Raw genomic sequence first — 19,749 nt, forward strand, 5'->3', positions numbered from 1 at the left:
ATTCTTTATTCGCAAACAAATTATCATCTGCTATTCTCTAAAATTTAAAAATATCTTTAATATGTGAGTTTGGCTAATTATTAAGGTAATTCAGATAAAATTATGTCTGTCCCGCCTGTTTTCGTGGGTTTAGTCACTAAAGTATTATCACTTGGTTCCGGCAGGTAAACTGTAGTAAAGACAATGGGAATCGTTACAGGATCATCGCCTCCTCTGATTTTACTAAGATTGTTAATTCTTGTTAACTGTAGTTTTTTTAGAGACAATTTTTTTTCTTCTCTATCTTGTTTTTTCATTTTAGTATTTTTTAACCATAAATGTTAGTATCCCAACCTAATGTTTCTTTTGGTTTTGTTGGGCTTGTTTCCCCTGTATCGCTATCGGAAGGGTTAATACCATTATCAGTACCTAAACCTTTACCTCCGAAAATTTTATTCAAATTATTAATTTTTGCTAATTGCAGCTTTTTTAAAGAAAGTTTTTTTTCTTCTCTATTTTGTTTTTTCATAATTAAAAAAATTGAATAACAAATAAAGTGATTTTAATTAATATGATGTAAATTCATAAATCTAAATTTATAAATCTATGCCTAAAATAAATATAAAACAATGATTATCAGTCAATAAAAAAAATAAAAAATCATTACATATGGTAAATGGTAAATAAGTAATATTTTTGTAAAGTTATTTTTAATAAATGAAAGTAAAGTTTTTTTTCATACTCCTATTATTAACCATTTATAATATTTTTAAAGCTCAAACCGCTTCAAAGGATATTTCATTGAGCGAATACTCCTACGGAGATCTTAAAACTCATTTTTATGAGCTATTCCATACAGATAAAGTAAATGAGTCAAAAATAATAGCTAAATATTATCTTAAGAAGGCAAAACTTGAGAAAGATGATAAACAAATTGCGGAAGGATATGTACTAAATCATTTCAGTCAGGACCTACCCATTGCTTTAAAATATATAGACAGCATAAAGGTTCTTGCAAAAAATTGGGACAAAAAAGTATATCCTGCAAGAATATATATGCTAAAAGGCAATTTATATTTTAAATTTGATAATCTGAAATTTGCTTTTGAAAACTATCTCTTAGGATTAAAATATGCCAAAGAAAATAATAATGAACGTCAAATAGCATTTACGGAGATCAATATAGCTTATTTAAATAACTATATTGGTAAATACGCTGAGGCTGAAAAAGTCTTTAAATTTTATCTTGCTCATCCGACAAAATTAAAAGAACCTGAAGTTGCAGAAATTCGTCAAAATTTAGTCAATGCTTATCTTAAAACCAATAAGTTAGACTCAGCAAAAACTCTGATTGACAATGGTTTAAAATATACTTCAAAAAATAAAGATGTATACAATTATCATATGTATTTATTTTTTAAGGGAGCATATTATTTCAAATCAGGCAAGTACAATGAGTCTATAAAAGAGCTTAAAACCTGCGAAAAGTTTTTCTCTATTAATCCAAATGATCTGAATATGTGTAGTGTATTTTTTATCTTGGGAAAAGACTATATTGCTCTTAATAAAAAAGACATAGCAGTACAATACTATACCAAAATAGATTCAATTATAGCTAAAAGAAGTAATTTATTTCCGGAACTAAGAGAAATATATACTTTTTTAATCGACTATTATAAAGAAACAAACGACAAAGAAAAACAATTGTATTATATTGAAAAATTCTTAACAATAGACAGAAAGCTAGATGCCCAATTTAAGTATCTTACTTTCGAAATGCCTAAAAAATATGACATTCCTAAGTTTGCTAAAGAAAAAGATAATATCATTGACGATTTAAAAAGCAGAAAAATGTACCTCAATCTTTTTCTGGTACTATCGATCATTCTTGTATTATTTTTAACTTATCTATTCTATCAATCTAAAAAAGCAGAAAAGAAACAAAAACAAATTGCTCATGATTTGATAGTTTCCATTGAGAAAAATAACGAAAGTAAATTCGTTATTACAGGAGAAAATAATATTAATGTCCCGATACATAATATAACGCAAGAAAAAATTGATAAAGCTCCAAAATCTCTTCCGGAAGAAACTATCGGGTTTATTTTGAAAGAATTGGAAAATTTCGAAACTAAAGAATATTTTTTAAAAAAAGGTATTACCCTAAATAGTTTAGCCAAAACCATTAAAACTAATTCTACTTATTTGTCGGATGTTATAAATACTCATAAAGGGAAAAACTTTGCCACTTATCTAAATGATCTCCGTATAGATTATGCTCTAAAGAGATTGGTAAGAGATAAAAAATTCCGTTCTTATAAATTATCTGTCATTGCGGATGAACTTGGATATAATAATGAACAGGCTTTTTCATTAGCTTTTAAGAAAAAAACAAGTACAACCCTTACAATCTACCTTAAAGAAATTGATAAAGCTAATACTTAGCAAATAAAAACAACCAATCACAAATAAATGAAATACAACACGTTACCTATTAAAAATATCTAAATTTATAAATCTAGACACCCTACATTTTTGTCCTGACATTATCTTCTGTAAGTTTGCCTCGGGTAAAGACACAACAACACTATCTTTTGATTGATGTGCAGAAGATAAAATAACCAGAAAACTATTAATGAATGGGAATGCATTTCTAGATTGTATGTATATACTTTTACATCAGAAGTGGTTCATGAAAAAGGAGGAATATTCCTCCTTTTTTAAATTTGTAGAAATTATTTTAAATAAATGGGTTAAATCAATATAAATCACTTACGAAAGAAAAACACTTGCCTATTCTTAAACATCTGCGTATTTTTAGTTCAAAATATTAATATGATATTCGATAAGCTAATAAATCATCTTAAACTTGATAAACAGGAATTTTTGTTCCAGTTTAATTCACATCCAAATTATCCTTCTGCCTTAGCTTTTAGCGATACGCTTAATTTTATGGGAGTACGAAATGATGCTTATGAGCTGGACAAAGAATATTGGGATGAATTACCTGAAGAATTTATCGCAATCGTTAATAATTCTTTCTCATTAGTAAAAAAAACAGGAAATAACTACTCAGTTTATTCAGATAAAGTTAAAAATGTAAATAAAAAAGAACTTTACAACAATTCAACAGATTTTGTTTTGTTATTTGAAAAAATCGAAAATACAGAAAACAAATCAATTAATAATGTAAAACCTTTAATATATGCTGCTTTAGGAATTATTATTCTATACACTCTTCTGAATCATACTTGGTATGAAAGCATGTTCAATATTTTATCTTTAGCTGGTCTTTACATTTCTTTAGAAATTTTCAGCCAGAAATTTGGAAATACATCTGCTGTTATCGGAAGTATTTGTGGAGGCGATCCCGCGAATCAGGCTGTGAATTCTTGTAATAAAATTATTAATCAGGATAAAACAAGTATATTAGGATTAAAATTTGCAGATTTTTCATTGATTTATTTTATCGGAGTCACCGTACTTGGCCTTTTCTTTCCTGCAACAGCTTATATCATTAAAGCATTTACATTTGTTTCTATTTTAGCAATCGGCTATTCATTATATATACAGGTATTTGTTGAGAAGACGTTCTGTAAAGTCTGCCTTATAATTATTACAATTCTGGTTGCTCAATTATTGATTAGCTCAATACTTTTTGAGAATCTATTTTTAGAAATAAAAACTTTATTATTAGTTTTAGCCTTATGGATAATTATATTTTCTTCAGTTTTATATATAAATAATACACTTCAGGAAAAAGAAAAACTCCAAAAATCAAATGCGAAAAATTTAAGATTTAAAAGGAACTATGAGCTCTTCAAAAGAGAGCTTGTAGAAAACGAAAAAATCAGTTTTGAAGACAAACAAACATTCTCATTAGGAAATAAAGATGCTAAACTTCATATTTCAATTGTTTCTAATCCTTATTGCGGCTTTTGCAAAGATGCTCACAAAATAATGGAAGGATTATTAAAAAAATATCCCAATGATATTTCTGCCCAGATAAGATTCAACTACTTTCCGGAAAAAAGTAATGAAAAATACACCAATCTAATTTCCGATTTTGTTAATATCTATAAAAACAGGTCCCAAAATGACTTTCTTACTGCTATTGAAGATTGGTTTGAACATAAAAACGAAGAAAAAATCAATGAAAAATCAGATAGAGGAACATCTGCCGAAGATTTGAACCCGATTACCAGAATGTCACAAGACAACAGCAATTTGGGATTAAATTTCACTCCGGTATTCATCATTAATGGATATCAGTTTCCTGAAAAATATGATCGTGATGATATTTGGTTTTTTGTTGATGAGCTATTAGATGATGAAGATTTTCAATTAAATCCATCTTATTAAAATTACTAAATCTTTTACATATATATAAATTGGAGACTATATATATTTATGGTCTCTAATTTTGATTAAATTAATGAAAAAAAAATTTCCTAACTATATTCAGCCCGATTCCAAAGACTGTGGCCCCACTTGTCTCAGGATTGTAAGTAAATACTACAAAAGGAGCATTTCTCTGCAGCAAATCCGCAATCTTTCTGAAACAACCAGGGAAGGAAGCAGTTTATTGGGTTTAAGTGATGCCGCTGAAGATTTGGGGTTCCGTTCTTTGGGAGTTCAGATCGATTTTAATACCCTTAGAGACGAAGTTCCCTTTCCCTGTATACTGCATTGGAACAAAAATCATTTTGTTGTTGTTTATGATATCGATAAAAATGATAAGGTCTACATTTCAGATCCCAGCTACGGATTAATCACTTATACAAAAGAAGAATTTATACAATTTTGGATTGGAGAAAATGCCAATGAAAATACAGAAGAAGGTATTGCCTTGATTTTGGAAACAACTCCTTCATTTTTCCAAACCGAATTTGATGATAGTGAAAGTAAAGCCAGTTTTTCTTTTCTTTCAAAATATTTATTTAAATATAAATCACTTGTCATTCAGTTGGCTATTGGTTTATTAGCAGGCAGTTTACTTTCCCTGATTTTCCCATTCCTTACCCAAAGTATTGTAGATGTGGGAATTCAAAATCAGGATTTAAATTTCATCTATCTTATCCTGGGCGCCCAAATTATGTTGTTTTTGGGTAGAATGGGAATTGAAGTCATTCGAAGCTGGATTTTATTGCATCTCTCAGCAAGAATCAATATCTCTATTATTTCAGATTTCTTTATCAAATTAATGAGACTTCCTATCAGTTTTTTTGATACGAGAATGACCGGAGATATCATGCAGAGAATTAATGATCATCACAGAATCGAGCAACTTTTAACGAGCTCTTCTTTAAACACCTTATTTTCTTTGGTAAACCTTATCATTTTCAGTATCGTTTTACTGTTTTATGATTACCAGTTATTCCTGGTTTACTTTGTAGGAGCAGCTTTATATATTGGATGGATTAGCTTCTTCCTTAAAAAAAGAAAAGAACTTGATTATAAAAGATTCTCTCAGGTTTCTCAGGAGCAAAGTAAAGTTATTGAGTTAATCAACGGGATGCAGGAAATCAAAATGCATAATGCAGAAAAGCAAAAACGTTGGGACTGGGAATTTCTCCAGGTAAAACTATTCAAAATCCGGATAAAATCTCTTTCATTAGAACAATGGCAGTCCGTAGGAGGAAATTTTATCAACCAAATGAAGGATATTCTGGTAAGTTTCCTTGCCGCAAAACTGGTTTTAAGCGGAAGCCTTACTTTGGGGATGATGCTTTCTGTACAATATATTATCGGGCAGCTGAACAGCCCTTTATTACAGCTTATTGATTTCATCAAACAATTTCAGGACGCTAAAATTTCACTGGAAAGATTAGGCGAAATCCATGATAAAGATGATGAAGAAAATAAAGAAGAACAATACGTTTCTGAAGTTCCAGAAAAAGACATAGAAATCAGCGATATGTCTTTCAGATATATTGGTTCCGATGCTTTTGTTTTTGAACATTTGAATTTAAATATTCCTTATCAGAAAACAACTGCAATTGTAGGCTCCAGCGGAAGCGGAAAAACTACCCTTTTAAAATTATTAATGAAGTTCTACGAGCCGAATGAAGGAGAAATCAAAATCGGAAATACAAAATTAAGTTCAGTTTCGCCAAAATTCTGGAGAGATCATTGCGGCGTAGTAATGCAGGAAGGATATGTCTTCAATGATACAATTGCCAACAATATCGCAATTGGAGAAGATCATGTAGACAAACAGAAACTAAGAAAAGCTGTAGGAATTGCCAATATTAAAGATTTTGTTGAAAGTTTGCCTTTAAGCTACAATACCAAAATCGGAAACGAAGGTTTAGGAGTAAGCGGAGGGCAAAAGCAAAGACTTTTCATAGCAAGAGCCGTATATAAGTCTCCGGAATACATTTTCTTTGATGAAGCAACTTCTGCTCTAGACGCCAATAATGAGAAAATTATTATGGAAAATCTGGAACAATTCTTCAAAGGTAAAACGGCTGTAGTGATTGCCCACAGGCTGTCTACAGTAAAACATGCCGATAAGATTATTGTTTTAGACAGAGGAAAAGTAGTTGAAGAAGGAAATCATACAGAATTGGTTGCTTTAAAAGGTGAATATTACAGACTGGTAAAAAATCAATTAGAACTTGGAAACTAAAAAAGACATATTAGATAATATAGAATTACGCTCAGAAAGCGTTCAGGATATTCTTACCCAGCCTCCTCATTGGATGATCCGATGGGGAAACAGCATTATTTTTATAATTCTTATCCTGATCCTGGTAATGAGCTACATTATAAAGTATCCGGAATTTATTCCTGCTCCTATTATTGTAACGTCGCAAAACCCTCCGGAAAAACTGGAAGCCAGAACCAATTCTAAAATTGAAAAAATATTCATCAAAGATCATCAGGAGGTAAAAAAAGACGATGTTCTGATGGTAATGCAGTCTACGGCAAACTATAAAGATGTCCTTGAGCTTAAAAAACTGGTAGATTCCATCACACCTAATAATCTGTATTCTTTTCCTGTTATTCAGGCTTCACGCTTCAAATTAGGTGAATTACAGGGTGATTATAATAATTTTGCAAAAGCTTTTCAGGATGAACAGCTTTTCACAAGATTACAGCCTTATGCTCCCGAAAATTTGGCGGCTAACCAAAGTATATCAGAATACAGAGGCAGAATACTTACTTTAAAACAACAAAAAAGTTTAGAACAAGCTAAATATGATCTGACAAAGAAAAACTATCAGCGCTCACAGGAACTTTTTAATCAGGGAGTAATTGCTGCTGTAGAATTGGAAAATGAAAAAATAAAATATCTTCAGGCCCAGCAAAACCTTGAAAATATTAATATTTCATTATCTCAAATGGAAGAAGGCATTTCCAATTTTAATAAAACAAAAAGCGGAGCTGCCATCAATACAGAAAAAGATAAAATCACGTATTCTTCCCAGACTCTTCAATTGTTTGAGCAACTGAGAAAGTCTTTAAAACAATGGGAACAAAATTACCTTGTCATTTCATCAACTGATGGTATGGCGAGCTTCCAACAATTTTTTGGTGAAAACCAATTTGTAAAAACCGGTGATGCCATCCTGTCAATTCTTCCCAAAAATAAAGAAAAATTGGTTGGAAGAATGTCTGTTCCTTCTATGAATTCAGGTAAAATTACTCCTGGCGAAAAAGTGCTAATCAAACTTGATAATTATCAGTACCAGGAATTTGGTATCATTGAAGGTAAAGTCCAAAATATCTCGCTTTCTCCCGATAAGGATGGAAATTATTATGTGGATATAGTGCTTCCCAAAGGTTTAAAAACATCATATAACAAAACGCTTCCTTTTGACAAGGAGCTTCGGGGTAATGCGGAAATTGTAACTAAAGATTTAAGGTTAATTGAAAGATTTTTCTACCAGATTAGAAAATTGCTGGGATATCAAAGTTAAATATAACTGAAAATAAAAATCAGAACGCCTGCAAAAAATTTGCAGGCGTTCATTGTAAATAATATCTAATAGATAACGATAGAAATTTATCTCGATTATTTGACTTTTAATATAATCAGTAAAAAGTTTTGTGCTTTATAACGGAAATATTTTATAAGAATCCAGACCGTTTTTTTATCTTCTAAATAAGACCTTCAACGCTAGATGTTCCCTTCGAAAATTTATTACGCGATTTCTACCTATTTTGATTTATTGTATACTAATGTTAAACGGTTATTAGTATATAATAAATTAACTAAACGAGATATCATATGGTGGATAATAATTAAAAATTTAAGAAAACATTCCTTAGAAATAATAAAAACAAATATTAGAAAAATGTTTTAAATCATTACCTCTATTATAAAACAAAAAACCGAAACAGATGTTTCGGTTTTTCTCGCTATTGTAGCGAAGACGGGAATTGAACCCGTGACCTCAGGGTTATGAATCCTGCGCTCTAACCAACTGAGCTACCTCGCCGTTTTGGTGGTGCAAATATAGAAAATATTTACACAACACCAAAATTATTTTAGCTTAAAATATTCTAAAACATCGCCTACATGGTCTGGTTTACTGATTATCTTATTGTTAGCATCTAAAATAAAATACGTTGGAGTTGCATGAACATTGTAGGTATCTGTATAACTGCTGTTCCATCCTCTCAATTCAGAATCATTTATCCATGGAAATGCAGAAATTTTCTTGGTATAAGAATCTTTGTCAGTATCTAATGACAGGCCTATCACCTGAATATTCTTAGCTTTTAAATCATTGTATTTTTCCAATAATTTAGGCAATTCACTTTCACAATGTGAACAAGTAGATGACCAGAAAACAATTACTTTTTTGTCTGCTTTTACATCATAAATAGACTTTGCAGTGGTATTTACCGCTGACTGGAATTTATTATTTGGGAACATTGCTCCTATTTCTACATTTGAATTAGACTTAAGAGTGGATGCCAATCTATCAGTAATAGTACACTTAAGATTTTTGGCAAGATTAAGATATCTATCTTTTAAATCTTTCATCTCGTATACATCAAAAATATCAATCAATTCAGATAAAACGGTCTGTCCGCGAGGAGTTTCGACTTTTAATCTATCCAACAATTTATCCACAGAACCCGGAACATCAGAATTACCTCCGGCATTTAAATAAGCAACCAAAACAGGTCTTAACAATGATGAAGTTTCAAGCATATCATTTGACTTATCTATAAAATTAATGATATCCTCTTGGCTCACTTTCTTATTAGGATCATTAGAAAGATACTTAGCATAATTCGTATTATAATACGAAATAAATGGATGCAAAGCAGGATCCATATCGCTGCTTGTACCGGATAACCTGTTTATCTCGGCTTTCAATGCTTTTCCAAACTCTGTATTATCCTTATAATATTCCTTTATTTGAGACAATGCAGGTAGAATAAGCTCTTTTTTCTGAGAACTTTCCTGCACTTTAAACATTAAATTATTCGCCTCATCCAGGTAAGTAATATCTTTTATTTTATTATTCTGAACATCCAATTTGATATCCACATTTTTATTTTCAGAAATGAAACTGATAGTGTTATTTGAATCCGGAAAATAAACCTTCATCATCCCCGAATAGTTCTTAGGATATTTGAAAGTCAATATATGATTTTTAATAGATTCTTTGGAAACGATGATATCTTTAGAGCCATTTAATGTATATAAAATTGCATCCTGATCTTTGAAATCTGCTGGTGCCTGAATGGCGATTGTAAATTGCGCCTGTAAAGAAAATGCAGCTAATAATGCTAAAACTATAGAAATCTTTTTCATAATGTAAAAATAAAAAAACTCTCTGAGTAATCAGAGAGTTTAATATTATTTTAATAAAAATTTATACTTTTTGAGTATTGTATTTTTTTGCAAAAAATACAGTCAACATTACTGCTACCAGCACTAACCCGATAATATACATATCGATGGGTGACGCAGGTGCTCCCGGCCCTACAGTTCCACCACCATCATCATCTCCCGGAGGCGGCATTATTGGAGTGTCTGCGTAAGCAAAAGTAACGATGAATAAAAAAAGAGCCAATATTAGTTTATTTATAGTTTTCATATATTTTATTTTAAGATTTTAGTGTTAACAGTTTCTCCTTTGTCAGAAACAATTTTTACAACATAAGAATTTTTAATAGCGTTATTCAATTCGATAACAAAATCTGTAGATGCATCAACTGCTTTTTTAGAGATAACTAGTTTACCGCTCATATCATAAACTTCAATATCTGCCTTTTTCCAGCTAGGGTCAAATCTAACAATGTAGTTTGTAATGTCTGGATTATAAACAACCATTGTTCTAGAAGGTTTAGTAGAAGGTTTCTCAACTGCTAAAACTCTATCTGGTTCTCCATAATATAAATCATAATCGTCGTTAGTTACAGGAATTACATCTCCTTGTTTTGCTTCCATTATAGAACCGTTTGCAGCTTTGTAATAGAATCCAATACCAGAAGACAATTGGTGAGTACCATTTGCAACTAAGTCTGCATTTTCTCTAATTTCAAATTTGTATGATTTAACTTTATTAAGGTCATAGTTAATTAACTTAACGTTCTTCCCTTTAAAGTTATTTTCATTAGCTTCGTTAATATATAACCAATAGCTATTGCTGTAGTTATTATCAATACCGCCAGTAGGAGCTTCTTCGTAAGTACCCAAAACATCTACAGATCTAGCTGTTACCTGAGTTTTACTACTTCCGGAATGTCCTGTTGTTCCGTTAGGATAAACTACATAATAAGTTCTTGCAACTTCATTTCCGGCAGCATCTAAACCGATAACCCCTAATTGTTTTACAGTTCCCGTTTTAGCAGCATTTTTATTAGCTGTCACACTGTAACCTGTAGTTGCAGCTCTACTATAATAATTGAATCTTCTTAAATTCGCAAAATTTAGCTGATCTGCATTTACATTGTTATTAAGCTTAATTACAAATGTTCCTAAAGGTCTTACCATCACATAATCAACATCTCCCGTAGGCACTCCTGAATTAAAGGTAATAAATTTACCCGGTGTTGTAGTTCCTGTTCCGGCAGATGTAGTGGTAACCTGTCCTGGATCAAGTCTTACTCCATAAATAGTGCTTAAGTTCACTCCATCGTTACTACCACTGGAAACAGGTTCATCATAAGCAATATTAGCTAAATCCAGATTTGTAAGGAATGGGTTTGCAAACTGATAAATATTTTTACCATAATCACCTTGCCAAGAGCTTCCTCCTGATGCAATAGCCCATCTATCCTGAACATAACTTTTATATGTTTCATTATAAGCATTTGTACCAAGACCATTTGTACCGAAGTTAACTCCGTTACCTGCATTCTGTAAAGTTACTGTTTGACCGATATCAGTTACAGGACGTCCTTTCAATGTCTTTAAAGCTGAAGATACATCTAAGCCTTGTCCCCCTAGCATATAGTAAGCATATGCCGGAGCAGAACTCCCGACTGTGAAAGATGTACTGGCTCCATGACTCACAACAGCAGCATTATCATAATACAGTACTTCATTCTGAGAATTTCTTACATTCGTAAATGTTTTCCCCAGTTCATTACTTAGCGTATATACTGTTTTGTTATAAAAAGGAAGACCAATTTGTTGATAGCTACCATGTTTTACAGATCTATACTCCTGATCTACGATACCTGTAATGTTAGTCTGTGGGATACCAGCAATATAAAGCTGGCCATAAGTGTAAGTAGGTGTAGCCGATGAGGAATTCTCATTCGGAACTGCATAAGCGTCTGGCTCATTCAGCTTGTTGACAAAATTAGCTATTGTGGAACCTTCTGCTTTGTCTGCTCCACCAGTAGTAATTGTTTTAAAAGAATCAGTGGCCGATCCACTCACCATAAAATTACCGTGATTTTCAACAACCCCGTTCCCTCTCATTTGTAAGCCGCCACTGTTATAAACCAGTGTACCTTTACTTACGTACGTAGTAGCAGCGTCATCTACGTGTAGAACATTCTGCGCCTGAACAGAACAAACTGCTGCTAATAAACCAATAGCAAATAAACTTTTTCTCATTGTATGTAAATATTTGTGTGTTAATACAATCTTCACCCGCAAAGGTATGATTTTTTTTGTTAACAAAAAAAAATATTTTATTTATTAACAAAAATATTATCTTGCGTTAATATTATTTTACTTTCTTCTCCTATTGAAAACATGTAGTCTTCAAGGACTTTTTCAGTCGTTCCTCTCAATCCTCTGGCTCCTAATCCCTTTTCTATCGTTTCATCTACGATTTTTTCAATTGCGCTATCGGTAAATACCAATTCTGTACCATCCATTTTGAAAAGCTCCACAAATTGATTCACAATCGAATTTTTTGGTTCTTTCATAATTCTTATCATGGTTTCTTTTGTGAGTTTATCGAGATAAGTGATGATTGGAAATCTTCCTAAAAGTTCGGGAATTAATCCGAAAGAGCGAAGGTCAATTGCATTAATATTTGTTAATATATATTCCTCTTCATCAGTTTTATTTATTTTTTCAGAACTGAATCCTATTGCCTGCTTATTCATTCTTCTTTCAATGATTTCTTTGATACCGTCAAAAGCACCGCCTGCAATAAATAAAATATTCTGGGTATTCACCTGAATGTATTTCTGATCAGGATGCTTTCTCCCTCCTTGTGGCGGAACGTTTACAATACTTCCTTCAAGCAGCTTCAATAAACCCTGCTGCACACCTTCTCCTGAGACATCCCTGGTAATACTCGGGTTATCAGATTTTCTGGCGATTTTATCTATTTCATCAATAAATACGATTCCTTTTTCCGCTTTTTCTACGTCATAATCTGCTACCATCAAAAGTCTTGATAAAATACTTTCAACATCTTCCCCTACATACCCGGCTTCCGTCAAAATAGTTGCATCAACGATGCAAAACGGAACATTCAGTTCTTTGGCAATAGTTTTTGCCAGTAAAGTTTTCCCTGTTCCGGTCTCACCAATCATGATGATATTTGATTTTTCAAGCTCTACTTCTCTGTTTTCTTCCTGAGCGTGGAGCAATCTTTTATAATGGTTATAAACTGCAATAGAAAGCTGTTTTTTAGCTTGATCCTGCCCTATCACATATTCATCAAGAAAAGTTTTTATTTGTTTGGGCTTCTTTAATTCGTCTATATTTTCCGCAGGTGAAAATCCATCTTTTGAAGCACTGTCTTTTACAATAGCATGTGCCTGTTCTATACAATTTTCACAAATGAAACCAGTCTGACCAGAAATCAACATCTGTACTTCATTTCTTTTTCTTCCACAGAAAGAACATTGGTTTGAGTTCATTTTATATAATATATATAAGGTATATGATTAAAGAAACTCGTAAAAGTTAAGTTTTACGAGTTTCTGTTATTTCTAAGAATTAATAATTGAGTTCTGAATCTCAGTGTACTCTTCGTTTGTCAATTTTAGTCTCTCATTTTTAAAATTCATATCTTCCATTTTATTTAAAGGAATCAAATGAATATGTGCATGAGGTACTTCTAATCCTACAACAGCCACGCCTACTCTCACACATGGGATTGCATTTTTGATTTTCTTTGCAATTTCCTGGGTAAATCCCCAAAGCTTTTTGTAATCTTCACTTTCCAAATCAAAAATCAAATCAACTTCCTTTTTCGGAACTACTAATGTGTGACCTTTTACTAAAGGCATAGCATCTAAAAATGCAATAAAATTTTCATCTTCGGCAATTTTATACGAAGGGATTTCGCCATTGATGATTTTTGTGAATATTGTGCTCATTTTTATTGAATTAGAGGTTAGAAAACCAATTTTAGTTTTTCTTTAGTTATAGGGTAATATCTAATACTTCGAAAGATAATTTGTTTCCGTTTGGCAGAATGATTTCAGCTGTTTCGCCTATTACTTTGCCTAACAAACCTTTAGCGATAGGTGTATTTACTGAAATTTTTCCAGTCTTCAAATCACTTTCGTTATCGGGTACCAATTTAAATACCTGCTCCTGATTAGTGGCATTATTTTTAAGTCTCACTGTTGTTAAAATTGAAACTTTTGAAGTATCTAATTGGCTTTCGTCTATAATCTTTGAAGAAGCAATAATATCTTTTAGCTTAGAAATTCTCATTTCAAGCATCCCTTGAGCTTCTTTAGCCGCGTCGTACTCTGCATTTTCGGATAAATCCCCTTTGTCTCTTGCCTCTGCAATTTGCTGGGTGATTTTTGGTCTTTCCACAGTTTCCAACTGCTCCAGCTCAGCTTTCATTTTGTCTAATCCCTCCTTTGTAACATAGCTTGCCATAATTTTCAAAATTTAGTTTTAGTATAAAAAAATAATCCGACATTTGTCGGACAATGTTTTCGCGTTGTAATCGTTTAATTTTTACAAATATATAAAAATTTAAATTGAAATGAAAAAAACTTTTTCAATACTATCTATTTTCACCTTGCTGACAATCAGTATTTTAACTATAAAATCATGTGGAAGTACGGAAGATACAGTCAACTGTTTTCCCAATTCTCCGATTAATGTGAGTATTAATCTAAACCTTCCGGCTTATAATACTTTGAACCAGGTTGGCAGCTGGATTTATTTGGATCAGCAGCAATCCGGAACAAGAGGATTAATTATTGTCCGTTCTTCAGATACAACATTTAAAGTCTATGATAGAAATGCGCCTCATATTTGCCCGGATACCAACACAACTTTAGAAGTTAAGGATAATATCAGTGTTGTTTGCCCAAAAGACAATGCTACATGGATATTATTGACCGGCCAGCCAACACAGGGAGCCAATGTTCCTCCTAAAACATATCAATATAATTACAATTCTGCTACAAGAGATTTAAGTGTTTATTATTAATAAATTAAACCGTCGTCCAAGTGGTAAGGCGGTTTTTCTTATTTATTCGGGATATTTTACAGCTTTGTTCAATTCTATAGGATTGTTAAAAGATTTTATTTTTATTCTTTCGCTTTTCTCGGCTGGTTTTAATTGTTCTTTTGTCAAAATCGTTCCATCTTCTAATTGGAGTTTTTTACCTTTCTCAAGTGCAAGACTCATCCCACTACCATTAAGAACATATTTAAAAGGATTTTGATAAAGATCTAATTTCAAATTATTTAATTTTTTATAATTTGTTTTTATTGCTCTTGATTTAAAACTACCCAACGTATAGCTTTCATAAGCTTTAGGAATTTTTTCACTTTTTATAAGCTTAAAAATATAATCTTTTTGAATATCATATATTTCAATAATTAATCCGGGCAAACCATTAAATTTATATGGTCCGTAGGACAACGGAATTTCTTGAGCGAACCAAGCAATCCATTTTCTTCCTCCAAAATTTGTTTCTGCTTGTTGTAATTTTAGATTATTTATAGTTTTTGTACTGTCGGAGATTTTCCAATTGAGATTTACAGGTTCTTCTAATTTATAAAAATTAACATCTCCTATATACTCGTAACTTTCATAAAAAGTGTTTTTAGTCTTTTTAGATAAGAATGACGTTAACCTAAATTTTTCAAAACCGAATACTTGAGTTTTAGCATACAAAGAATCATTAGTATAATACAGCCTATTGTAATAAGTTATCCCTTCCTGAGTAATATCTAAATTATAATTTTCTTTTGTAATCTCAGTAGAAGCGGAATCCTTTTTATAATCGATTTCATACACAAATCGGTCATTCTGAGAATACAATAAGCAAGCATACAACATTAATAATAATGCAATTGTTTTTTTCATAATTATGTTTTTAAAAAGTTTCATTATTTATAATTTCAGATATAAAAAGAACCGTTCTGCTGAACGGTTCTTTGTTTCCTATCTTTCAAGAGGATTGTTATTGCTCCTGTATATATCTTTCAAATGTTCTTTTTTATCTCTATCCATAACCCTGCCCGGATAAGGATCATTCCTAAACTCTTCTCTTTTTTGGATATATTGTTCTCTTGTAACAGGTATTCCTTTTTGAAGAGGAACTATTTCAACTTGCTTTTTCTGTATTCCTAAAGCTACAAATGAGTGATAATTTTTCTCATCGCTAAGCTCCAGAATAAGTCCAGGCAAACCTTTAAACCTATATGGTCCTTCTGAAATAGGTATATCCTTAGTATACCAGGCTGTATAAACTTTATCATTAAAAACCGTGGTTGCTTTGTGGCATTTATATCCCAAAATACTTTTTTCTTCGTTATAGGCAGTATTCCACTTTAAAAAACCGGACTCAAATGTATAAAAATCCCTATATAAATTACTAGTTACATAAATTTGAGAACCGTTTTTATAAACTGAATATCCAATTTTATATTTCGGTAAATCGGCAATTTTAATTTCAGGAGTTACATTGGAATTTCTAGCTGTACTGATTATATCTTCAAGAATATCACGTCTTTTTATATAGCCTTCGCTATAGTATATGGAAGAATTCATATTTAAATCCAATATCATTATTTCTTTTGTTCTATGGGTTATATCCATATCGGCTGTATCCCTAACAAAGTTATAATCATATTTTATTTCTAAATCAGACAAATTCTTTGTTTCTTTTTTTTGACAAGAAAAAAAAGAAAAAACCAACAAAAAAAATATTATAAAATATATACGCATTTTATCTTATATTTAACAATAACCCCATCCCTCGAATGGTGCAATACATTCTTCCTCCATTCTATCAATCTCAACTTCCAGACACGACATGGATGAACCACCAAGATTAATAAATTCAGTGTAACCACACGAAGAAGTAACTTTTATGGGATTATAAACCATTAATAATTTGAAAGATTGGACTTTTTCACTTACATCAAAATCTTTCTCTAGCTGAACATTACTTTTTGCATTCATTAAACCTGCAACACATAATGTTGCAACAAAGATAACTTTTTTCATAAAATGTTTTTTTATTTGTTAAACATTTCAAAAGTAATAGAGAAATTTCAAAACAATAATAAAATAATGAATAAAAATAGTATTTTTACACATAAAAATATCTAAATTATGAATACGATAGGTTCCAGAATCAAAAAATTCCGCGAAGAAAAAGGCATTAAACAAGAATTCATGGCTCATGAATTGGAGATTTCTCAAAGTAATTATGGTAGACTAGAAAAAGACGACAGCAGGCTGACTGTCCCTAAACTACAAAAGATTGCTGAAACGCTTAATGTTTCTGTTTCGATTCTTTTTGGTGAAAAAGCCGCTAATATTATCCATGAAAATCATGGTGATAATGCACAAAATGGAACCATGATTATCAACAATGAGAAAGAACATATCGAAAGCTTAAAGGAAGAGATTACATTTCTAAGAAAAATGCTGGAAGAAAAAAATAAGTAACATGAAAGCTGTCATACAAAGAGTTTCCGAAGCCAGCGTACAAGTGGACGGAAAAATTGTCGGGAAAATTGAAAAAGGATTAATGCTTTTAATCGGCATTGATGAAAATGATGAAAAAACAGATGCAGACTGGCTCGTTCAGAAAATTTTAAATCTTAGAATTTTCGCTGATAAAGATGATAAGCTCAATCTTTCTGTAACAGATATCAATGGTGAAATCCTTTGTGTAAGTCAGTTTACTTTAATTGCTGATTATAAAAAAGGAAACCGCCCGTCTTTCATCAAAGCCGCAAAACCGGATAAAGCAATTCCGCTTTTTGAATATTTTAAAGAAGAAATTTCTAAATCAGGATTAAAAACCGAAAGCGGAATTTTTGGTGCGGACATGAAAGTTTCATTAATTAATGACGGCCCGGTAACAATTATAATGGATTCCATTACAAAAGCTTAAATTTACCAAAATAATATTTACATTCAAAAAATGAAAAAAACCTTAATTACTTTAGTTCTTTTGACAGGATTTAATTTGTCTTTCGCTCAAACTTCGTACACGGATGAACAAAAAGCATCATATTATATAGGCCTGGATATTGCCCAAAACATGAAAAGACAAGGATTTTCTATAGATCCTAATCTTTTGGCTCAAGCTATTAAAGATGAGTTTGCCGGTAAAGCAACCCTGCTTCCAAAAGAAGAAATGCAAACTTTTTTACAGAGTTTCATGCAGAAGCAGAATGAAAAGAAGCAGGCTGAAGAGAAAGTAAAAGCTGAAGAAAATAAAAAGAAAGGAGCTGAGTTTCTTGCGAAAAACAAGCTAAACAAGAAAATAACTACGACAGCAAGTGGTTTGCAATACGAAGTTTTGCAGGCGGGTGACGGGAAAGCAAAACCTACCGCTTCAAGCACAGCCAACGTAACATACACAGGAAAATTGATGGACGGAACAGTTTTCGATTCTACGGATAATCACGGTGGAAAACCAATCGAATTACAACTTTCAAGCGTAATCAAAGGCTGGACAGAAGGTATTCAACTGATGACCAAAGGTGCGAAATACAGATTTTACATTCCGTCTGACTTAGCGTATGGCGACAATGGAGCCGGCGGCGTAATTCCTCCGGGAGCCACTCTTATTTTCGATGTAGAATTGGTAGATTTTAAATAATTCTAAATCAAAATATTCGTAAAAAATAAAAAGGTCTTTCAAAATTGAAAGACCTTTCCCATTAAACTTTTATAAAAACTATTCAGCAGGTACACTGCTAAAATTAAGTGCAATTTTTAAGTTCATATCTGAACTTGTCTGATTTTTCAACTCATAAACCGTTCTCACAGTAAGACCTGAGCTTTTTACCACTTCATCCAAAAATCCTGTATCATTTAGGTCTAGATTTAAACTTGATGTGTTTGTAGAAATATTCGAACGTGAAGCAACCAGTTTTTCACCTGTGCCACTTGAAGAAACGTATACTTTTACAGATTTTAAAGCACTCAGCGTTCCTCCTGAAGGGGAAACTACCGATATTTTAGCATCAGAAATTCTTACATCCTTGATCTTGGCATTATTATTTCCGCCAACCCATGTCTGCACGTTGGAAGCTGTAGCGGTGGAAGAAACTTCTTTATCAGCAGGAACTCCCGTAGAAATCAAAACATTAGCTGTATAAGGAAATGTATTTTGTACCAGCGATTGTACTGTTCCACAACTCACCAGAGCGGCAGGAGCAACGACAGCTGTTAAAAATATATTTTTCATAATATTAAATTTTAAATTTAGTTTGCAGAAATTATACCAAATTGGTTAAAATTACTCTATACTTATTGTAAAACTTCCTTTGGTATTCCCTGAAGCCATATTACTCTTTCCGATAATCAGCCAAATTTCGCCCTTATCTTTTATATCATACGTAATTTCTCTGCCGAAAGGACCGTCATAATCACCATTGGGTAATTTTATCTGATTAAATCTTATATTAAAATCTTTCTCTTTGGTAGAAATCGAGGCTTTAATATTTGGTTTATTATAATTTGTAATCTTCAGGATCAGCTCCTGATCATCTTTTGTAAACTCTTCACCCAATTTAAAAGGAAGCTGTTCCGCATCGGCAGTTCTTACAATCTGTCCTTCTTTTTCATTTCTCATTACTCCTTTTTTCAAAACCTGTTTGGTAACCGGTGCATTATTAATGATTGAATCTTTTTTTCTAAGCGCCACAGAATCAATCCCTGAATCCGGATTTTTCTGTTCAGAGACAGCAATAGAATCCTGACTCGGATTTCCGGTTACCGGAGCATCTTTTTTACACGAAATAATAATTAATGGAATTAGGAATAAGATTTTTTTCATAATAATTATTTTAAAAATTTCACAGCAAAGAACCATGAGAAAATTTAAATACCAAAATTGTTCCATAAAACCGTCAAAAAGTAAGTCTACTTTAGATTTATG

At 31.8% G+C, this 19,749-nt stretch carries 21 protein-coding genes and 1 tRNA gene; 8 read left to right on the plus strand and 14 right to left on the minus strand.

What is annotated here, in order from left to right:
• Positions 1–80 precede the first annotated feature (80 nt).
• Together ACM39_RS09105 and ACM39_RS09110 are read right to left on the minus strand one after the other, a co-directional pair.
• On the minus strand, positions 81–296 hold the full coding sequence (locus tag ACM39_RS09105; protein WP_048510743.1) for a hypothetical protein: 216 nt from the start codon (positions 294–296) through the stop codon (positions 81–83).
• 11 nt (positions 297–307) lie between these two features.
• Positions 308–508 (minus strand): hypothetical protein, encoded by a 201-nt coding sequence (locus tag ACM39_RS09110; RefSeq protein ID WP_048510744.1) that lies wholly within the window; start codon positions 506–508, stop codon positions 308–310.
• 272 nt (positions 509–780) lie between these two features.
• Between ACM39_RS09110 and ACM39_RS09115 the strand changes: the two genes are divergently transcribed.
• The 4 genes from ACM39_RS09115 to ACM39_RS09130 all read left to right on the plus strand — a co-directional run bounded on the left by ACM39_RS09115 (position 781) and on the right by ACM39_RS09130 (position 7,904).
• Positions 781–2,424, plus strand: a complete 1,644-nt coding sequence (locus tag ACM39_RS09115) for a helix-turn-helix domain-containing protein (RefSeq protein ID WP_165585110.1) — start codon at positions 781–783, stop codon at positions 2,422–2,424.
• Between the two features lie 390 nt (positions 2,425–2,814).
• Complete coding sequence (locus ACM39_RS09120) at positions 2,815–4,341, plus strand: thioredoxin domain-containing protein (RefSeq protein WP_048510746.1); 1,527 nt, start codon at positions 2,815–2,817, stop codon at positions 4,339–4,341.
• Between the two features lie 73 nt (positions 4,342–4,414).
• Positions 4,415–6,610, plus strand: a complete 2,196-nt coding sequence (locus tag ACM39_RS09125; RefSeq protein WP_048510747.1) for a peptidase domain-containing ABC transporter — start codon at positions 4,415–4,417, stop codon at positions 6,608–6,610.
• On the plus strand, positions 6,600–7,904 hold the full coding sequence (locus ACM39_RS09130) for an HlyD family secretion protein (RefSeq protein WP_048510748.1): 1,305 nt from the start codon (positions 6,600–6,602) through the stop codon (positions 7,902–7,904). The genes ACM39_RS09125 and ACM39_RS09130 overlap by 11 nt, the downstream gene beginning before the upstream one ends.
• Before the next feature lie 448 nt (positions 7,905–8,352).
• On the opposite strand, the gene ACM39_RS09135 is transcribed toward ACM39_RS09130, so the two are convergent.
• The 7 genes from ACM39_RS09135 to greA form a co-directional block, all read right to left on the minus strand.
• Positions 8,353–8,426 (minus strand) — tRNA-Met (locus tag ACM39_RS09135).
• A 44-nt stretch (positions 8,427–8,470) separates the two neighbouring features.
• Positions 8,471–9,757 carry a TlpA family protein disulfide reductase gene (locus ACM39_RS09140; RefSeq protein ID WP_048510749.1) on the minus strand — a complete coding sequence of 429 codons (1,287 nt, stop codon included), beginning with the start codon at positions 9,755–9,757 and terminating at the stop codon, positions 8,471–8,473.
• Positions 9,758–9,818: 61 nt separating this feature from the next.
• On the minus strand, positions 9,819–10,043 hold the full coding sequence (locus ACM39_RS19100; protein WP_048510750.1) for a hypothetical protein: 225 nt from the start codon (positions 10,041–10,043) through the stop codon (positions 9,819–9,821).
• A gap of 5 nt (positions 10,044–10,048) precedes the next feature.
• Complete coding sequence (locus tag ACM39_RS09150; RefSeq protein WP_048510751.1) at positions 10,049–12,016, minus strand: T9SS type A sorting domain-containing protein; 1,968 nt, start codon at positions 12,014–12,016, stop codon at positions 10,049–10,051.
• A gap of 77 nt (positions 12,017–12,093) precedes the next feature.
• Entirely contained in the window at positions 12,094–13,281 is a 1,188-nt protein-coding gene (clpX, locus tag ACM39_RS09155) for an ATP-dependent Clp protease ATP-binding subunit ClpX (RefSeq protein ID WP_048510752.1), read from the minus strand.
• 72 nt (positions 13,282–13,353) lie between these two features.
• Entirely contained in the window at positions 13,354–13,743 is a 390-nt protein-coding gene (locus tag ACM39_RS09160; RefSeq protein ID WP_048510753.1) for an HIT family protein, read from the minus strand.
• Positions 13,744–13,789: 46 nt separating this feature from the next.
• Positions 13,790–14,260, minus strand: coding sequence for a transcription elongation factor GreA (gene greA, locus ACM39_RS09165; protein WP_048510754.1), 471 nt, complete (start codon positions 14,258–14,260; stop codon positions 13,790–13,792).
• Positions 14,261–14,369: 109 nt separating this feature from the next.
• Between greA and ACM39_RS09170 the strand changes: the two genes are divergently transcribed.
• On the plus strand, positions 14,370–14,822 hold the full coding sequence (locus ACM39_RS09170) for a hypothetical protein (RefSeq protein ID WP_048510755.1): 453 nt from the start codon (positions 14,370–14,372) through the stop codon (positions 14,820–14,822).
• Positions 14,823–14,864: 42 nt separating this feature from the next.
• On the opposite strand, the gene ACM39_RS09175 is transcribed toward ACM39_RS09170, so the two are convergent.
• From ACM39_RS09175 to ACM39_RS09185, 3 genes are all read right to left on the minus strand, one after another.
• On the minus strand, positions 14,865–15,707 hold the full coding sequence (locus ACM39_RS09175) for a GLPGLI family protein (RefSeq protein WP_165585111.1): 843 nt from the start codon (positions 15,705–15,707) through the stop codon (positions 14,865–14,867).
• Between the two features lie 78 nt (positions 15,708–15,785).
• Positions 15,786–16,571 (minus strand): GLPGLI family protein, encoded by a 786-nt coding sequence (locus ACM39_RS18720; RefSeq protein WP_082140561.1) that lies wholly within the window; start codon positions 16,569–16,571, stop codon positions 15,786–15,788.
• A gap of 12 nt (positions 16,572–16,583) precedes the next feature.
• Positions 16,584–16,853, minus strand: coding sequence for a hypothetical protein (locus ACM39_RS09185; RefSeq protein ID WP_048510757.1), 270 nt, complete (start codon positions 16,851–16,853; stop codon positions 16,584–16,586).
• Positions 16,854–16,961: 108 nt separating this feature from the next.
• On the opposite strand from ACM39_RS09185, the gene ACM39_RS09190 reads away from it, so the two are divergent.
• Genes ACM39_RS09190 through ACM39_RS09200 form a run of 3 tightly spaced genes read left to right on the plus strand, consistent with a single transcriptional unit; the run spans position 16,962 to position 18,465 of the window.
• Positions 16,962–17,300: a helix-turn-helix domain-containing protein gene (locus tag ACM39_RS09190; RefSeq protein WP_048510758.1), complete on the plus strand. Its 339-nt coding sequence runs from the start codon at positions 16,962–16,964 to the stop codon at positions 17,298–17,300.
• A 1-nt stretch (position 17,301) separates the two neighbouring features.
• Positions 17,302–17,751 (plus strand): D-aminoacyl-tRNA deacylase, encoded by a 450-nt coding sequence (gene dtd / locus ACM39_RS09195; RefSeq protein WP_048510759.1) that lies wholly within the window; start codon positions 17,302–17,304, stop codon positions 17,749–17,751.
• Between the two features lie 30 nt (positions 17,752–17,781).
• Positions 17,782–18,465 carry an FKBP-type peptidyl-prolyl cis-trans isomerase gene (locus ACM39_RS09200; RefSeq protein ID WP_053073314.1) on the plus strand — a complete coding sequence of 228 codons (684 nt, stop codon included), beginning with the start codon at positions 17,782–17,784 and terminating at the stop codon, positions 18,463–18,465.
• 78 nt (positions 18,466–18,543) lie between these two features.
• Here the strand turns inward: ACM39_RS09200 and ACM39_RS09205 are convergent, their stop codons facing one another.
• Positions 18,544–19,056, minus strand: a complete 513-nt coding sequence (locus ACM39_RS09205) for a hypothetical protein (RefSeq protein ID WP_048510760.1) — start codon at positions 19,054–19,056, stop codon at positions 18,544–18,546.
• 51 nt (positions 19,057–19,107) lie between these two features.
• Entirely contained in the window at positions 19,108–19,647 is a 540-nt protein-coding gene (locus ACM39_RS09210; protein ID WP_048510992.1) for a hypothetical protein, read from the minus strand.
• Positions 19,648–19,749 lie beyond the last annotated feature (102 nt).

Source organism: Chryseobacterium sp. FH2 (assembly GCF_001045455.1).
Lineage (GTDB): Bacteria > Bacteroidota > Bacteroidia > Flavobacteriales > Weeksellaceae > Chryseobacterium.

Excerpts from the sequence above, each read along its gene's own strand:
- ACM39_RS09170 (WP_048510755.1), top strand. The coding sequence starts at position 14,370 with ATGAAAAAAACTTTTTCAATACTATCTATTTTCACCTTGCTGACAATC.
- ACM39_RS18720 (WP_082140561.1), bottom strand. The coding sequence starts at position 16,571 with ATGCGTATATATTTTATAATATTTTTTTTGTTGGTTTTTTCTTTTTTT.
- ACM39_RS09120 (WP_048510746.1), top strand. The coding sequence starts at position 2,815 with ATGATATTCGATAAGCTAATAAATCATCTTAAACTTGATAAACAGGAA.
- ACM39_RS09210 (WP_048510992.1), bottom strand. The coding sequence starts at position 19,647 with ATGAAAAAAATCTTATTCCTAATTCCATTAATTATTATTTCGTGTAAA.
- ACM39_RS09125 (WP_048510747.1), top strand. The coding sequence starts at position 4,415 with ATGAAAAAAAAATTTCCTAACTATATTCAGCCCGATTCCAAAGACTGT.
- ACM39_RS09110 (WP_048510744.1), bottom strand. The coding sequence starts at position 508 with ATGAAAAAACAAAATAGAGAAGAAAAAAAACTTTCTTTAAAAAAGCTG.
- ACM39_RS09185 (WP_048510757.1), bottom strand. The coding sequence starts at position 16,853 with ATGAAAAAAGTTATCTTTGTTGCAACATTATGTGTTGCAGGTTTAATG.
- greA (WP_048510754.1), bottom strand. The coding sequence starts at position 14,260 with ATGGCAAGCTATGTTACAAAGGAGGGATTAGACAAAATGAAAGCTGAG.
- ACM39_RS19100 (WP_048510750.1), bottom strand. The coding sequence starts at position 10,043 with ATGAAAACTATAAATAAACTAATATTGGCTCTTTTTTTATTCATCGTT.
- ACM39_RS09190 (WP_048510758.1), top strand. The coding sequence starts at position 16,962 with ATGAATACGATAGGTTCCAGAATCAAAAAATTCCGCGAAGAAAAAGGC.
- clpX (WP_048510752.1), bottom strand. The coding sequence starts at position 13,281 with ATGAACTCAAACCAATGTTCTTTCTGTGGAAGAAAAAGAAATGAAGTA.
- ACM39_RS09160 (WP_048510753.1), bottom strand. The coding sequence starts at position 13,743 with ATGAGCACAATATTCACAAAAATCATCAATGGCGAAATCCCTTCGTAT.
- dtd (WP_048510759.1), top strand. The coding sequence starts at position 17,302 with ATGAAAGCTGTCATACAAAGAGTTTCCGAAGCCAGCGTACAAGTGGAC.
- ACM39_RS09150 (WP_048510751.1), bottom strand. The coding sequence starts at position 12,016 with ATGAGAAAAAGTTTATTTGCTATTGGTTTATTAGCAGCAGTTTGTTCT.
- ACM39_RS09200 (WP_053073314.1), top strand. The coding sequence starts at position 17,782 with ATGAAAAAAACCTTAATTACTTTAGTTCTTTTGACAGGATTTAATTTG.
- ACM39_RS09105 (WP_048510743.1), bottom strand. The coding sequence starts at position 296 with ATGAAAAAACAAGATAGAGAAGAAAAAAAATTGTCTCTAAAAAAACTA.
- ACM39_RS09205 (WP_048510760.1), bottom strand. The coding sequence starts at position 19,056 with ATGAAAAATATATTTTTAACAGCTGTCGTTGCTCCTGCCGCTCTGGTG.
- ACM39_RS09140 (WP_048510749.1), bottom strand. The coding sequence starts at position 9,757 with ATGAAAAAGATTTCTATAGTTTTAGCATTATTAGCTGCATTTTCTTTA.
- ACM39_RS09175 (WP_165585111.1), bottom strand. The coding sequence starts at position 15,707 with ATGAAAAAAACAATTGCATTATTATTAATGTTGTATGCTTGCTTATTG.